Source organism: Yersinia antarctica, assembly GCF_056636475.1.
The window spans coordinates 2,376,041-2,392,715 of the sequence record NZ_JBSJQF010000001.1 but is presented as its reverse complement, the minus strand read 5'-3'; the positions used below and the strand labels follow the sequence as shown (position 1 = coordinate 2,392,715).

Sequence of the window (16,675 nt, the reverse complement as noted above, 5' to 3'; positions counted from 1 at the left end):
ATCCAAACAGTACGCAGGAGGTTGCAATGACAGATAAACTTATGACCGGCCCCAACCCCGACTGCAAGCACCCTATGCTAGGCTTTCCGCAGGTTTGCTTTATCAAAAATACAACGAACAACCCGAATATTATTATCGGGGATTATACCTATTACGACGATCCACAAGATTCGGAAAACTTCGAGCGCAACGTGCTCTATCACTACCCGTTTATTGGTGACAAACTGATTATTGGCAAATTCTGCGCGCTGGCACGCGGGGTTCAATTCATCATGAATGGCGCCAATCATAAAATTTCAGGTATTTCGACTTATCCTTTCAATATTTTTGGCAATGGTTGGGAGCGCGTCACACCATCAATGGATGAACTGCCCTATAAAGGCGATACCTGCGTTGGAAATGATGTTTGGATTGGTTATGACGTACTTATCATGCCAGGTGTGACCATCGGCAATGGTGCCATCATTTCATCACGAGCGGTAGTGACGCGTGATGTACCGGCTTATAGCATTGTGGGGAGCAACCCGGCAACCGTGATTAAGAGCCGCTTCCCACCAGTAACGATAGCTAAACTCGAGGCTATTGCTTGGTGGGACTGGCCGATAGAAGATATCAGCCGCAACCTGCATCTGATTACCGCGGGCGATGTCGATGCTTTGGCGTTAATGAATAACCCCCAAGATCAGGCATGATCAAGCAGACCCTCGGCGGATCAACACCGGCGGTAATATGACATTTTGCAGTTGCAGGTCAACACCGGCAATACGCTGGAGTAACCGCTGCCCGGCACTGTAACCAATTTCTCTGGCGGAACTGGTGATAAAGGTGAGTGGTGGTTCGGTTAATTCGGCTGCCGGCACGTCACCAAAACCAATCAGTGCCACTTGTTGATCCAGATAGGTGTCTACACCAGCACTACCAATAGTCCGACCGGTGCGTAAGATACCAAAGTAAGCCCCCAATGCCACTGATGCCTGATGACAAATGATGGCACTGACATTGGGGTGATAACGTAGCAGCTCTTCTGCCGCATCTGCCGCCGCCTGCTGTTGCCCGTCACATTCAACCACCCATTCAGAACGGAATGGCAGGCCATATTGAACCAACGTGGCGCAGAAGCCTCCCAAGCGCTCTGCCCGCGTCAATGAATGCGAGTGCCCGCCAAGGTAGGCAATTTGCCGGTGACCACGGCCAATCAAAAACTCAGTGGCCATTTTAGCCGCCTGCATATTATCAGGGCGCACGACATCCACACCTTCCAACACATTCGACCGTGCCGCGCAAATCAATGGGATATCATGCTCTGCCGCCTTCTCCTGCAATCCCATCTCACGTTTGGCTCCCCCGCCGAGGACCAAGCCGTCAACACCCTGAGCGATAAGGGTATCGAAGCAGCGCAATAGACCTTTGCCCTCGCGACCACTTTGCGTCAGAAACAGCAATTTGCCCTCTGCCTCAATCGCCTCACTCAAACCCGCCGTCATTGCGGCATAAAACGGATCGCCGATATCGCGCACAATCAAGCCAATCACGCCGGACTCACCACCGCGTAATTGTGCCGCCTGGCGGTTACGCACATAACCTAACTGTTCGATTGCCTGATTGACCCGGTCAGCGGTTGCCCCAGAGATACGCCCTTTGCCACTTATAGCTAATGAAACTGTCGCCACTGAGACGCCGGCAAACTTAGCCACATCGGTAATTGTGATTTTTTTAATGGTCATACCCGCGGATAAACAAGCCAAGTTAAACGTTTAATCTAATGATTTACTCTAATACAGAAGTAGGATCAGTAATTGTGACATATCACTCATATTATCTGGGTTAAACGTTTTATCTTGTTTAACCTGCAGACAGGGAGGCGAAATAGTCGCCATTTATCGATAAACACACCGTATTAAGAAGCGCGGTGGTTAGAGCAGACATTTTTAACATCAGGCGTTTTGAAAAACAGGAGTCACTATGTCAGCGGTAAAAAAACAAAAAATTACGCTGTGGGAGTTTTTCCAGAGTTTAGGGAAAACCTTCATGCTGCCGGTCGCCTTGCTCTCCTTCTGTGGGATCATGCTGGGTATCGGCAGTTCACTCAGCAGTAAAGATGTCATCACCCTATTACCGGTAATTGGTCATCCTGCCTTCCAGCTACTATTTACCTGGATGAGCAAGGTGGGTTCATTTGCCTTTAGTTTCCTGCCCGTAATGTTTGCCATTGCTATCCCGCTGGGTATGGCGCGCGAAAATAAGGGTGTAGCCGCCTTCTCTGGTTTCGTCGGCTTTGCCGTGCTGAATCTGGCGACCAACTTTTACCTCACCACCAGCGGTGTGTTGCCAACCACCGATCCATTAGTCCTGAAAACCCATAACATTCAAAATATTTTAGGTATTCAGTCGATCGACACTGGGATTCTGGGGGCGGTGATTGTCGGGGTCATTGTTTATTTACTGCATGAACGCTTCAACACCATTCGCTTACCTGATGCATTAGCCTTCTTTGGCGGTACTCGCTTTGTGCCGATAGTGACGACGGTAGTGCTCGGGCTGGTGGGGTTGTTGATCCCGCTGATCTGGCCATTTTTCGCCGCCGGTATCACCGGTCTGGGTCGCCTGATTAACGGTGCCGGCATGTTCGGGCCGATGATTTTCGGCAGTGGCGAACGTCTATTGCTGCCGTTTGGCCTGCACCATATTTTGGTGGCATTGATCCGCTTTACTGAAGCGGGCGGAACCATGGATGTTTGTGGTCATAGCGTGAGTGGTGCACTGACAATATTCCAGGCTCAGTTATCTTGTCCAACCACCACCGGCTTCTCAGAAAGTGCGACTCGCTTCCTGTCTCAAGGCAAAATGCCCGCCTTCCTCGGTGGCCTGCCGGGTGCTGCGCTAGCCATGTATCACTGTGCCAAGCCTGAAAATCGACATAAAATTAAAGGGTTGTTGATTTCCGGTGTTGTGGCTTGTGTGATTGGCGGTACCACCGAACCGATTGAATTCCTGTTCCTGTTTGTAGCACCGTTCCTGTATTTGATCCATGCGATCCTGACCGGTTTGGGCTTTACTGTGATGGCGTTGCTGGGTGTCACCATTGGTAATACCGACGGTAATATCATTGATTTCGTGGTATTTGGTATTCTGCATGGCACTGCGACTAAATGGTATTGGGTGCCAGTGGTTGCCGGGATCTGGTTCGTGGCGTACTACATGATTTTCCGTTTTGCTATTCAGCACTTCAATATCAAAACACCAGGCCGCGAAAGCGAAACCACCGCTAGCAGCAATGCAGAAAAAGCCACTTATGGCGCTGCAACCGGTAAATCCGGTTATAACTCCCCTGCTATTCTTCATGCGCTGGGTGGTGCAGATAACATTGTCTCGCTGGATAACTGTATTACCCGTTTGCGGATGTCAGTTAAAGATATGAGTTTGGTGGATAAAGAGGCGTTAAAAGCCAACCGCGCCATTGGCGTTATTCAACTGAATGACCATAATCTGCAAGTTGTTATTGGTCCACAAGTGCAATCGGTGAAAGATGAATTAGACTCACTGATAAGCAGTACTCAGTTTGCGACGCCTTAGGACGGTAATTCGCTAAGCGCCGTTACCTAAATACCAGTTACATGAAAAATTATACCCAAGGTTATTGGCGTTGCAGGTAGGCCACAGCAAATGAAAAATCGGTCGGGAATCGATTTGAGCGTGATTTGCAGCGGCCTCGCCTGAGGTCCAGGGATGGGCCGAGTAACAGGTGCCGAAACTCCCCGCAACTTCAAGGACCAAGGGTATATTTGATAAGCGAGATGCTGATGTTTGATTTCTCCACACCTGTCGATCGTCACGGCACTTGGTGTACCCAATGGGATTATATTGCCGACCGTTTTGGTGCTGCTGACCTGTTGCCTTTTACCATTTCTGATATGGACTTCCCTACCGCACCGGTGATTCTGCAAGCGCTGAATCAGCGGATAGCCCACGGTGTGTTGGGCTATAGCCGCTGGCAGCATGAAGATTTCCTTGGTGCTATTCGTCATTGGTATCTGCAACGGTTTCATTGCCATATCGATACCTCAATGGCGGTCTACGGCCCGTCAGTTATCTATATGGTCGCTCAGCTAATCCGCTGTTGGTCTGCGCCCGGTGATTTCGTCGTTACCCACACCCCTGCCTATGACGCCTTCTATAAAGTCATTCTCGGTAATCAGCGCCAGCTACTTAGCTGCCCGCTGCACAAAGTAGATAACCAGTGGCAATGTGATATGGCACATCTGGAGGCACTGTTGGCGCGGCCACAGACGAAAGTGCTGCTGTTGTGTAGTCCGCATAATCCAACAGGGAAAGTCTGGACACCACAGGAGCTGGCGCAAATGGCCGAACTGTGTGAACGCCATCAGGTCCGCGTTATCAGCGATGAGATCCATATGGATATGACCTGGGGCAATCAGGTGCACACCCCTTGGAGTGAGGTAGGTCAGACTCCATGGGCGCTGCTGACCTCGGGTTCCAAAACATTCAATATCCCCGCCTTAACCGGTGCATACGGTTTTATCAGTGACAGTGAAACCCGTGATATCTACACTCAAATGTTGAAAGGCCGTGATGGACTATCCTCTCCGGCGGTACTGGCCATTGTGGCGCACATTGCGGCTTACCAGCAGGCGCAACCATGGTTGGATGAGCTACGCAGTTATTTGCAAGCCAATCTGGTTTATGTGGCACAGCGCCTTAATGTGGCGTTCCCGGCATTAAACTGGCAGCCACCGCAAGCAACCTATCTGGCATGGATAGACCTACGCCCCTTGAACATTGATGACCATCAGTTGCAAGAGGTGCTGATTGAGAAAGAGAAAGTCGCCATTATGCCCGGTTTTACCTATGGCGAAGAGGGGCGTGGCTTTTTACGTCTGAATGTAGGCTGTTCCCGCAGCAAGGTCGAAGCCGGTATGGATAAGCTGATTAACGCTATTCGTTTTTTGCAGGGCAATAACGGCAGTTAAGTAAAACAGCATCGTGTATTACGCCACTTGATGCCTTGAGTGGCGTTTCTCTCCCTCCCCATCTCATCTTTCCCGCTGCCGATAACGTCAATAATCGATATACTACTATCACGCGGCTAGGTTTATCTGTGCTGGACAACCAAATGAAAAAGAAAGAATTTATTGCTCAGGACTTGCTGAGTAAAATGTATCAGTCTGGCGAGAAATTACCTGAGAAATTGCCGCCGGAACGCCAGTTAGCAGAGGAATATGGCGTGTCACGTTTTACCATACGCAAAGCGTTAGAGAAGCTGGCAGCCATTGGTGCCGTGCATATGGTGCAAGGTGCTGGGATCTTCATTAATCCCGGCGTGGGTAATAACCCACTGGTATACAATTCAATTACCGAAAAGAAATTTAACCAAATCAGTTTTCGTTTAATTAATCTGCATAAACGCCGCCCTGATAATGAAGAACAACAGATCTTTAACCTTAGCGCGGATGATTTTATCTGGGCATTCTCACGTTTGCGTTACATTGATAATCGTAAGGTTCAAATCGAAAATTCGCGCATGCCAGTCTCCGCTTTCCCTGATTTGAACCAAAAAGTCATTGAAAGCTCGATACAGCAATATATTCTCAGCAAAGGCTATCGCCTGTCCCATGCATTAACCCATTATCAGGCGATTAATATCAATACGCCAATTCCCAAACGAAATGCAACAAAGTGACCCACCGGTCAGGTACGGATAAAATAGCCGTATTGACCCTGTCGGAGACCCTGTTGCATGAAGGGAAAACATTTGACTCAGCATGAGCGCTTTTACATCGAAAAACGAAAAGCTGAAGGCGTTAATCAGTCCTGCATTGCCAGAGAACTGGATGTCTCTCGCTCTACCCTGAGCCGGGAGCTCAGGCGTAATACGGACCCCGCCTTCAACGGACTTTACTCCTCCAGACGCGCTGATGCCTTAGCCAGACAACGGCGGGGCGACACCTCGGCACACAATGCCTGTGTCCCTCTGGGCCAGCAGACACAAGACTTTCTCCGGCAGGCGCTGGCTGTACATACCTCCCCTGAGGTTATCTGTGGGAGACTGAAAATCCAGTTTGATATCGCCGTCAGCAAAAATACCCTCTACCGCTATATCCGTTCGGACAGACAGGCTGGCGGTAAGCTTTACCTTCAGCTCCCTCACCGGGGTAAACGCTATCGCTATGATACGGGTGAGCCCGGACGCACGCCCATCCCGGACAGGGTTGGCATTGAGCACAGGCCTGCTGAGGCTGAACTCAAACAGGTTCCCGGGCATGTTGAAATCGATACGATTTTTGGCAAAGACCAGAAGTCATTCCTGCTGACGGTCGTGGACAAAGCCACAAAGCAGGTCATTATCCGTAAACTCCCCAATAAGTGCGCTGAGAGCGTCGTGGAAGCGTTCAGGGACATCGTGGCGAATACTTTCTGCGAGTTTAAAACCCTGACGGCAGATAACGGACCCGAGTTTGCGAAACATAAGGACATCACTCAGGTAACGGGCGCAAAGGTTTACTTTGCCCGGCCTTATCATTCCTGGGAGCGGGGGTTGAATGAGCATACCAACGGTCTGATACGGCGGTTTTATCCGAAAGGAACCGATTTTAATGGCGTCAGCGATGAAGATATTGCGAGACTGGAGCACATCCTCAACACTCGGGGGCGCAAATCTCTGGAATACAGCTCACCGAATGAGGTATTTTTAGAGTATCTACTCGCTGCATAACGCATGATGGTTTGTTGCGTTTCGTTCGGGAATGGGGCCCCCGCGTGGTTGAAATGCAGTCAGAAGGCGGCGCCATTGCCACTGTGCATGGCGCACTACAAACTGGCGCACTGTCGACCTCCTTTACCTCTTCGCAGGGATTGCTGTTGATGATCCCCACGTTGTATAAGTTAGCGGGTGAACTGACCCCTTTCGTACTGCATGTTGCAGCCCGAACCATTGCGACTCATGCCTTATCCATCTTTGGTGATCACTCCGATGTTATGGCCGTGCGCCAGACCGGTTGTGCCATGCTGTGCGCCAGCAGCGTGCAAGAAGCGCAGGATTTCGCCCTGATTTCACAGGTAGCGACGCTCAATAGTCGCATTCCATTTATTCATTTCTTTGATGGTTTCCGCACCTCACATGAAATCAATAAAATTGTGCCACTCGATGATGACACGCTACGCCAATTATTGCCGCAAAAAGGGATAGATGGCCACCGCAGCCGAGCGCTGTCACCGGAGAGTCCGGTTGTGCGCGGTACCTCTGCCAACCCTGATACCTATTTCCAGTCGCGTGAAGCGACCAACCCTTGGTATAACAACACCTATCAGCATGTTGCTGATGCCATGGCCGCTTTTGCCGAGGCCACTGGGCGCGAATATAAACCATTTGAATATTACGGCCACCCACAGGCGGAGCGTGTCATTATCTTAATGGGTTCCGCTATCGGCACCTGCGAAGAAGTGATCGATACTTTGTTGACGCGCGGCGAAAAAGTCGGCGTGCTTAAAGTGCGTCTATTCCGCCCTTTCTCTGCGGCGCAGCTGTTGAGTGTCTTACCCCAATCAGTAATAAAAGTGGCCGTGTTGGATCGCACCAAAGAACCGGGTGCACTGGCCGAGCCACTCTATCTTGATGTGATGACCGCATTGGCTGAAGCCTATAGCCGTGGCGAACGCGCCACATTACCGAAAGTGATTGGTGGTCGTTATGGTTTGTCTTCCAAGGAGTTTGGCCCTGATTGTGCTCTCGCCATTTTCAAAGAGTTGACATTGGATTTGCCTCGTCCACGTTTCACCGTAGGGATTTTTGATGATGTTACTGGTCTGTCATTGCCATTGACTGACGAAAAGATAGAACAACGCGCCACACTGGAGGCTCTGTTCTATGGCCTGGGCAGTGATGGTTCGGTCTCTGCCACTAAAAACAACATCAAGATAATCGGCAACAGTACCTCACTGTATGCACAGGGTTATTTTGTTTATGACTCGAAAAAAGCGGGTGGCCTGACGGTCTCGCACTTGCGCGTCAGTGAAACTCCGATCAATTCCGCCTATTTGGTCAGCCACGCCGATTTTGTCGGTTGCCACCAGTTGCAGTTTATTGATATCTACCAAATGGCCGAACGGCTGAAACCGGGTGGTATCTTCCTGATTAATACCCCATTCAGTGCAGACGAAATGTGGTCTCGCCTACCACAAGAAGTGCAGGCCGTATTGCACCAGCGCAATGCGCGGCTGTTTGTGATCAATGCAGCCAAAATTGCCCGTGAATGCAAACTGAGCGCTCGTATTAATACCGTGATGCAGATGGCGTTCTTCCATCTGACACAGATTTTACCCACTGCGATGGCGCAACAGCAGTTGCGGGCCGCAATTGATCGTAGCTACAGTAATAAAGGGCCAGAAATTGTCACGCGCAACTGGCAGGCACTGGATGCGACCCTTGATGCACTGATTGAAATCCCGCTACAACCGATTAATGAAAATAGCCCGATGCGGCCACCGATCGTCTCCGATCAAGCACCTGATTTCGTCAAAACAGTTACCGCAACCATGTTGGCTGGTTTGGGGGACGCACTGCCAGTATCAGCCTTCCCGCCTGATGGAACCTGGCCGGTGGGTACGACCCAGTGGGAAAAACGCAATATTGCAGAAAATATTCCTATCTGGCAGCCCGACCTCTGTACCCAGTGCAACCACTGCGTTGCCGCCTGCCCACACTCAGCAATCCGTGCCAAAGTGGTACCGCCAGAGGCTATGTCTGGTGCACCTGACAGCTTGCAGTCACTCGATGTCAAAGCCCGTGATATGCGTGGGCAGAAGTATGTGTTACAAGTTGCGCCGGAAGATTGCACCGGATGTAACCTGTGCTATGAAGTCTGTCCGGCCAAAGATCGCCAGAATCCTGAAATCAAAGCCATCAACATGCAACCACGGCTGGAGCACCTGGTGGAAGAAAAAACACACTATGACTTCTTCCTCAAATTGCCGGAAATCGATAAAACCCAAATGGAACGTATTGATATCCGTACGTCACAATTGATTTCCCCGCTGTTTGAATACTCTGGAGCCTGTTCGGGTTGTGGCGAAACACCGTATATTAAGCTGTTGACCCAGTTATATGGCGATCGTCTGTTAATTGCCAACGCCACCGGTTGCTCATCAATCTATGGCGGCAATCTACCTACCACGCCTTATACCACCAACGCCGATGGCCGTGGTCCGGCATGGGCTAACTCACTGTTCGAAGATAATGCCGAGTTCGGTCTGGGCTTCCGCCTCACCGTCGATCAGCATCGTCAGCGGGTAACTCGCCTAATCAACCAACTGGCACCACAGTTACCACAAGAGCTGGTCGATCAGTTAATTCTTCAGGATGCCACGCCAGAAGTACGCCGTGAGCAAGTCTCTCAATTGCGTCAGCTATTGCGTGACATCCCAGGCAATGATGCTCAACAATTGGCAACGGATGCGGATTATTTAGTCGATAAATCCATCTGGTTGATTGGTGGCGATGGCTGGGCATATGACATTGGTTTTGGTGGACTTGACCATGTATTGAGCCTAACAGAAAACGTCAATGTGCTGGTGCTCGATACCCAGTGTTACTCCAACACCGGCGGTCAGCAATCTAAAGCGACCCCGCTCGGGGCGGTCACTAAATTTGGTGAGCATGGCAAACGTAAGGCGCGCAAAGACTTAGGCGTCAGTATGATGATGTATGGCCATGTCTATGTTGCCCAGATTTCGCTGGGAGCGCAGCTCAATCAGACGGTAAAAGCCATTCAAGAAGCGGAAGCTTATCCTGGCCCATCGCTGATTATCGCTTACAGTCCGTGTGAGGAGCATGGTTATGATTTGGCCTACAGCCATGATCAGATGAAGCAATTAACCGCCACCGGTTTCTGGCCGCTATACCGCTTTGACCCACGCCGCACTGACGAAGGCAAAGCGGCCTTGGCATTGGACTCCCGCCCACCAAGCAGTGACCTGACCACCACACTGCTGAATGAGCAACGTTTCCGCCGACTCAATACCCAAGAGCCGGAGGTGGCGGCACAGTTGTACGCGGCGGCGGAGAAAGACTTGCAAAAACGCTACGACTTCCTGAGCTTACTGGCAGGGAAAACAGAAAAAACCGCCTCTGAGGGATAAGTCCACTCAGTATCAACATCGTTTATCAGCAGGATAACAACGCCTCCTTCGGGGCGTTGTACTGCGGGTTTTGATTCTGGGGGCACCCTATTCTATTGTTTTTCTCGTACTGAGTACTCCCCCATAAATCAATGGGGGAATAGCAGAATGGGTCAAAGGTGATATTACCGCGTTGACTTAATAGATAAATAAAATCAGAGATTGGTTACATCTATATACAGGGCATTATTGATATTGGTAGAAGAAACCGTTGCTTCACTAAACGCGTACTCTTCCCTATCCCCGTCACGATCTAACGGCAGGTTGACGAAATCAAAAAGGTTACGGTCAGCTAACTGGCTTGGGCTTACGTTTTGTATTGACTTAAATACACTCTCAACCCGGCCCGGATCTTTTTTATCCCATTCGCCTAGCATGGTTTTAATCGCCTGGCGTTGCAAATTCTCCTGCGAACCACACAGGTTACATGGAATTATTGGAAAAGTTTTATACTCAGAATACTTAATCAGGTCTTTCTCGCGGCAATATGCCAGCGGCCTGATAACAATATTACGTCCATCGTCAGAACGTAATTTTGGCGGCATCGCTTTCATGCGTGCACCATGGAAGATATTCAAAAATAGCGTTTCAACAATGTCATCCATATGGTGACCGAGCGCGATTTTTGTAGCGCCAATCTTCTCCGCAAATGAATACAATGTTCCTCTGCGTAGACGAGAACATAGCCCGCAGGTTGTTTTACCTTCAGGTATTTTCTCTTTAACAACCGAATAAGTATCTTTATCCACAATATAATAAGGGATATTAAGGCTTTCAAGATACTCAGGCAGAATATGCTCAGGAAAACCGGGCTGTTTTTGGTCTAAATTTACCGCAATAACATCGAACTTGATCGGCGCAACCTTTTGTAGGCCGAGCAGGATGTCCAACATTGCAAACGAGTCCTTCCCACCACTCATGCATGCCATTACAACGTCATTATCTTCGATCATGTTGTAATCGGTGATAGCATTGCCGACATTTCTCCGAATGCGCTTCTGGAGTTTATTGAACTCAAGGGTTTCTTTTCTTGTATCTTCTTGATTCATAAATACTTATCAGGTCTCTAATAACGTTCAGAGCAACTAATTCCGAGTGAAAAAGTAAAGCGTTATTATACGTAAGTTTATGCATCCATGAAACAGTAGAAATTGCAGCAACCCTGAGCAGGTTGAAAGGAATTAAATATCTTGCTAAAAATGCATAAAAAAAATGCCGATGTTGAGACAACATCGGCATCGTAACAATTATGTGCTATGCAGTAATTCAAAATAAAAGTATTACAAATATGGAGCGCAACGCCCATCGCTTGACGTTGCATTCACCTGCACAGTGATAATGCCTGAGTCATTACCATCAAATCTTGATGTGGCTCAATTTTGCAGTGATTAACCCTATCTCTGGCACACTCTTTTACGCGCCTACCGCTTCATTATTAGAGCCATTTACTGCGCTTTAACCACCAGGCAACACCTAACACCAAAGCCACCAACATCATGCAAAAAGTCGCAAAACCAAAAGAGTCGGTATTACCGGGGATCCCACCAAGGTTGACCCCAAACAAACCGGTCAAAAAGGTCGTCGGTAAAAAGACCATTGCCAAAAGCGACATGGTATAGGTCCGCCGGTTCATCGCATCAGCCATTAATGAACTAATTTCATCAGACAGCACTGCCGTGCGGGCGATGCTTGAATCTAAATCCTCTAATCCACGGCCCAGCCGTTCTGAGATTTCCTGCATTCGACGCCGATCATCATCATTCATCCAGGGCAAACGCTCGCTGGCCAATCGAGAAAATACATCGCGTTGTGGTGCCATATAGCGGCGTAACACAATTAGCTGCTTGCGTAATAATGCCATTTGCCCACGCTGGGGGATTTTTTGCTCCAGTAAATCATCTTCAAGATCGATAATTTTGTCGTGTAAGTCTTCGATAAACTCACTGGTATGGTCGGTCAGGCCATCGACAATCTCCACCAGCCAATTACCACTGTCTGTCGGGCCAGTGCCGCTTTGCAGGTCATTTAGTACATCATCGATGGAGTAAACCTTACGATGGCGAGTTGAGACGATCAATTTGTCTGTGATATAGACCCTAATCGTCACTAACTGATCGGGACGGGCATCGGTGTTAAAGTTAATACCACGCAAGGTTATCATCGTGCCATCACCCAGCCGGGTGACCTTAGGACGCACACTCTCCCCCGCCAGACCATCACGCACCACCTCTGGCAGTAAGGGTGTATTTTGCAACCAGGCTGCACTTTGCGGATAGGTATAATCCAGATGCAACCAGCAAGGCTGCTCCGCTGTGGCGACCGCATCAACACTTATTGACGTCACCCCCCCTTTACCATCGAGTTGATAGGCATAAACCGCATCAGCGACTTGAAGTGCTTTCCCTTCGACTACATCCACAACAACATCCTCTATTTCGGAATTTATCATGCAATTAGCTCAGTGTAGCGCTAGCCACCCGATCTTTAAAGGTGATGAACCAGGATAGCTCGCCGCAGCCATAACAGAACCGTCTGACACTAAGAAAACGCAATGTTAAATGTAGTAAAATAATCTAAACATAAAGTGACCAGATAGATTTAATTATCTCATCACCACTGAGAGCAAATTAAAAAAATAGAAAAAGCCGCCAATTAATACTGGCGGTCTAACTGTCAGAAACACACCAGCTTTAGTGCTTGATGATATACATCGTCTGACTGTATGCCACATCCTCAGGGTTAGTGATTGGATAACCTTTCACCCACGGCTTAATTAAACGGCCATTGGTAAATTGATATATAGGTGCGATAGGTACTTGCTCGGCAATAATCTGTTCAGCTTTATTATAATCATCACTCAGTGCTTTAGCATTGGTCTGTTTACCCGCTTCATTGAGTAACTTATCATAATCTACACTATTAAATTTCGCGATATTTCCGCTGTGTGTGGATGTCAGCAGTGACAGGAAGGTAGACGGCTCATTATAGTCACCGACCCATGACGCACGAACCACATCAAAATTACCGGTGTTACGGCTGTCAATATATGTCTTCCATTCCTGGTTAATCATTTTGACATCCACACCCAATGTTTTCTTCCACATAGAAGCAATGGCAATGGCTAATTTCTGATTATTATCAGAGGTATTATACAAGAGGGATAATGTTAACGGCTTATCAGGGCCATAGCCCGCAGCATGCAGCAATGCTTTGGCTTGTGCGTTCAATTCATCCTGATCTTGCTGCTGCAATAAATTTGCAACCGGATGGTAGCCAGCAGTAACATCAGGCGTAAAGTGATAAGCTGGCTTCTCTCCAGTACCTAATACTTTTTCAGCAATGATTTTACGATCTATCGCATAAGATAATGCTTTACGTACGCGAATATCATTGGTTGGTGCACGTTGCGTATTAAAGGCGTAATAATAGGTTCCTAGCTGATCAGGCGTATAAACCTGGTCAGGAATATCTTTTAGCAACTTCTGATATAAATTTTTCGGGAATGATTCTGTAATATCAATATCACCCGCACGATAACGTTTAGTGGCATTTGCTTCCTGATTAATTGGAACAAACGTTACTTTGGTCAGCACCGTATGCGCATGGTCCCAATAATGTTCATTCGGTACTAAGACCAATTTCTCATTGACGACTCTATCTTGTAATTTAAATGCGCCATTGCCTACCAGATTACCGACTTTGGTCCAATCATTACCATATTGTTCAACAACAGACTGGGGTACCGGGAATAAACTGAAATTTGCTGTCAGACTTGGGAAATAAGGTACTGGTTTACTGAGTTTGACTTTTAAGGTGTGATTATTAATAGCACTCACCCCTAGCGTGTCGGGTGACATTTTCCCTGAAATAATTTGCTGTGCATTCTCCATCCCCGCTAATTCAGCGAACCAGGCAAAAGGAGATAAACTTTTAGGGTCAACTAATCGACGCCAGCTGTAAACAAAGTCCTGTGCAGTGACCGGTGAGCCGTTAGACCATTTAGCGTCTTTACGTAAAGTAAATATATAGGTTTGGTTATCTGTTGTTTGCCAGCTTAATGCCACTCCGGGAATTATTTGGCCCTGAGCATCCTGATTCACTAAGCCTTCAAACAGGTCACGCGCGACCTGAGCCTCGATGAGCCCCACGGCTTTCATCGGATCAAGGGAGGCTGGCTCATCTTTAATATGACGAACGATTTCTTGTTTTTCTGCCAATACGGTACCCGCAGGAACATCAGCAGCATTTGCTGCGCCCAACGCGGTGCCCACTAATGCGGCACACAATGCATAACGGAAATAGCGCATAATCGATAACCTTATCGTTGTTGTCCATGTCAGCGAAAGCAGCCCCTGACTGCTCATAACGTTAACTACTCACAGCGCGTACCAACATATTCTATGTAGGTAATATTCAGCCATGACCTTGGGGTTACTGTGTGTGTAAATTTAACGCATCATTATTTCTAGATCTATTTATTTAAAGTAAATCAAACAGTAAAGCTTCAACATCAACTCAACACGTTGTCGATATAAACTAGCAGATTAAACCCTATACTGACGATGATAAAATATAGCTCACCACGGCAACATCAAAAGTAAACTGCATTCAACAATACAATCAGCGACTGACGTTAGCCTTTATGGTTCTCTGAACCATTGCCATCAGCATCAAAAATAACTTATTGATTCAAAGAAATAATATTAAATGCTATGTTGAAAGTATTATAAATATGTTCAGGATAACAGAGAACATTATGACTCAATATCGACCTCGTTCAGCACGAGGAAATTTGTTCACCTTAGGCCAACACTACGGCCAATCGCTGCTGGGGGCACCGCTGCTTTACTTCCCTGCCCCCACGTCATCTGTGAACACCGGGTTGATTATCGCCGGCACCCATGGCGATGAAAGTGCGGCCATTGTTGCCCTTTCCTGCGCGTTACGCACTATTGCCCCGGAACAACAGCGCCATCATGTGGTATTAGCAGTGAACCCGGATGGTTGCCAATTAGGGTTACGTGCTAATGCCAATGGTGTTGATCTTAATCGCAATTTCCCGGCAAAAAACTGGCAACCAGGCGAGACGGTTTATCGCTGGAACAGTGCCGCTGATGCACGTGATGTCCGGTTATTGACGGGCGAACACGCAGGTTCAGAGCCAGAAACACAAGCTTTATGCGCCTTGATTGAGCAACTTGCTCCCCGCTGGGTCGTCTCATTCCATGAGCCGCTGGCCTGCATTGAAGACCCTGATAGCTCTGTGCTAGGGGCTCGGTTGGCAGCCAATTTCGCATTACCGCTCGTTAACAGTGTCGGTTACGCCACACCTGGGTCATTTGGTAGCTGGTGCGCTGATCGCAATTTGCCGTGTATCACCGCAGAATTACCGCCAATTTCCGCCGATGCGGCCAGTGAATGTTATCTGGCTGCATTGGTGGATTTACTCACGTTGGCGGATTAAACCGACAAATCGATCGCCCCTGTTGAGAAGTGCAACCCACCCTCAATATCCTGTTCCAACCATGTCGGCCGTCGAGATCAACAAACCGCGCGCCCGGTGCCAGTGGCAAGGCCGCTCGTATGGCGCGGGAAGTACACAACATGCAACCGAGCATAATGGCAAATCCCTGTGATTTTGCCTGCTCGGCTAGCAATAACGCTTCGGTTAACCCGCCACTTTTGTCCAGTTTAATGTTTACCATGTCATAGCGGCCAACCAGTCCGGCTAAATCCGCCCGCGTATGGCAGCTTTCGTCAGCACAAATCGGCAACGGATGAATAAAATTCTGCAAGCTATCATCTTCACCGGCCGGTAGCGGCTGTTCCAGCATCGCCACACCTAAATCTGCCAGTAACTGGCAACGGGCAACCAGCCCTTCGGTTTGCCAGGATTCATTGGCATCCACGATTAAGGTCACTTCTGGCGCAGCACTGCGGATCGCCACTAAACGCTCAGCAATAAGATGGTCATCAAGTTTTATTTTCAACAATCTGGCGCCAAGATGTGCCAATGCACTGGCACTGTACGCCATCGCTTCTGGCGTGCCGATACTGACTGTTTGAGCCATTGAAATATGGGGAATAGCCGTTGTCTGGCTCATATGCCACAAACTTTGCTGGCTCTGTAAACATTCCAACTGCCACAGTGCACAATCCACCGCATTCCTGGCGGCCCCTGCGGATAATAGCGGCTGTAAATCCTGCCGTGAAATGCCACCTTCTATGGCATTAACAACCAAGGCGAGCTGTGCCATGACCGATGATTCACTTTCACCATAATGTGGATATGGCGTACATTCGCCGCAAGCCAGGATGCCGTCCTCTTCAATCTCGACGACCACCACTTTGGCTTCTGTGCGGCTACCACGGGAAATAACAAACGCAGAATGTAAAGGCCATGCCTCAGGGTAGAAACGCATTGTTCTCAATTATGGCTCCTTGGCAAAATTCGGGTTTGAGTATCAGACGTTAGAACCTAACG

10 protein-coding genes and 2 pseudogenes are annotated in these 16,675 nt (G+C 48.5%); 7 read left to right on the top strand and 5 right to left on the bottom strand.

The genetic code is table 11. The features are described from left to right. Window positions 1-26 precede the first annotated feature (26 nt). Window positions 27-692 carry a streptogramin A O-acetyltransferase Vat(F) gene (gene vat(F) / locus ACWJJO_RS11040; protein WP_481091017.1) on the top strand — a complete coding sequence of 222 codons (666 nt, stop codon included), beginning with the start codon at window positions 27-29 and terminating at the stop codon, window positions 690-692. Here the strand turns inward: vat(F) and malI are convergent, their stop codons facing one another. Continuing rightward, window positions 693-1,724 (bottom strand): Mal regulon transcriptional regulator MalI, encoded by a 1,032-nt coding sequence (gene malI, locus ACWJJO_RS11035; protein WP_083158862.1) that lies wholly within the window; start codon window positions 1,722-1,724, stop codon window positions 693-695. Window positions 1,725-1,962: 238 nt separating this feature from the next. Here malI and malX point away from each other — a divergent pair, with 238 nt between their 5' ends. From malX to nifJ, 5 genes and pseudogenes are all read left to right on the top strand, one after another. Then, a complete protein-coding gene (malX, locus tag ACWJJO_RS11030) occupies window positions 1,963-3,573 on the top strand; it encodes a maltose/glucose-specific PTS transporter subunit IIBC (protein ID WP_083158863.1) in 1,611 nt (536 codons plus the stop codon). A 227-nt stretch (window positions 3,574-3,800) separates the two neighbouring features. Further along, complete coding sequence (locus ACWJJO_RS11025; RefSeq protein WP_193784660.1) at window positions 3,801-4,988, top strand: MalY/PatB family protein; 1,188 nt, start codon at window positions 3,801-3,803, stop codon at window positions 4,986-4,988. A gap of 143 nt (window positions 4,989-5,131) precedes the next feature. Beyond that, window positions 5,132-5,662: pseudogene (locus ACWJJO_RS11020) on the top strand (GntR family transcriptional regulator); the annotation flags it as partial. A 93-nt stretch (window positions 5,663-5,755) separates the two neighbouring features. Further along, window positions 5,756-6,730, top strand: coding sequence for an IS30 family transposase (locus ACWJJO_RS11015; protein ID WP_481091016.1), 975 nt, complete (start codon window positions 5,756-5,758; stop codon window positions 6,728-6,730). Further along, complete coding sequence (nifJ, locus tag ACWJJO_RS11010) at window positions 6,703-10,152, top strand: pyruvate:ferredoxin (flavodoxin) oxidoreductase (protein WP_481091580.1); 3,450 nt, start codon at window positions 6,703-6,705, stop codon at window positions 10,150-10,152. The genes ACWJJO_RS11015 and nifJ overlap by 28 nt, the downstream gene beginning before the upstream one ends. A 194-nt stretch (window positions 10,153-10,346) precedes the next feature. Here the strand turns inward: nifJ and ttcA are convergent, their stop codons facing one another. The 3 genes from ttcA to ACWJJO_RS10995 all read right to left on the bottom strand — a co-directional run bounded on the left by ttcA (window position 10,347) and on the right by ACWJJO_RS10995 (window position 14,498). After that, complete coding sequence (gene ttcA, locus ACWJJO_RS11005) at window positions 10,347-11,240, bottom strand: tRNA 2-thiocytidine(32) synthetase TtcA (protein WP_083158780.1); 894 nt, start codon at window positions 11,238-11,240, stop codon at window positions 10,347-10,349. 386 nt (window positions 11,241-11,626) lie between these two features. Beyond that, entirely contained in the window at window positions 11,627-12,610 is a 984-nt protein-coding gene (gene zntB, locus ACWJJO_RS11000; protein ID WP_420073764.1) for a zinc transporter ZntB, read from the bottom strand. Between the two features lie 271 nt (window positions 12,611-12,881). After that, a complete protein-coding gene (locus ACWJJO_RS10995) occupies window positions 12,882-14,498 on the bottom strand; it encodes a peptide ABC transporter substrate-binding protein (RefSeq protein ID WP_481091015.1) in 1,617 nt (538 codons plus the stop codon). A gap of 449 nt (window positions 14,499-14,947) precedes the next feature. Here ACWJJO_RS10995 and mpaA point away from each other — a divergent pair, with 449 nt between their 5' ends. Beyond that, on the top strand, window positions 14,948-15,655 hold the full coding sequence (mpaA, locus tag ACWJJO_RS10990) for a murein tripeptide amidase MpaA (protein WP_083158777.1): 708 nt from the start codon (window positions 14,948-14,950) through the stop codon (window positions 15,653-15,655). Here the strand turns inward: mpaA and ycjG are convergent. Further along, window positions 15,652-16,622 (bottom strand): annotated as a pseudogene (gene ycjG, locus ACWJJO_RS10985) (L-Ala-D/L-Glu epimerase). The gene mpaA and the pseudogene ycjG sit on opposite strands and share 4 nt — an antisense overlap. Window positions 16,623-16,675: the final 53 nt, after the last annotated feature.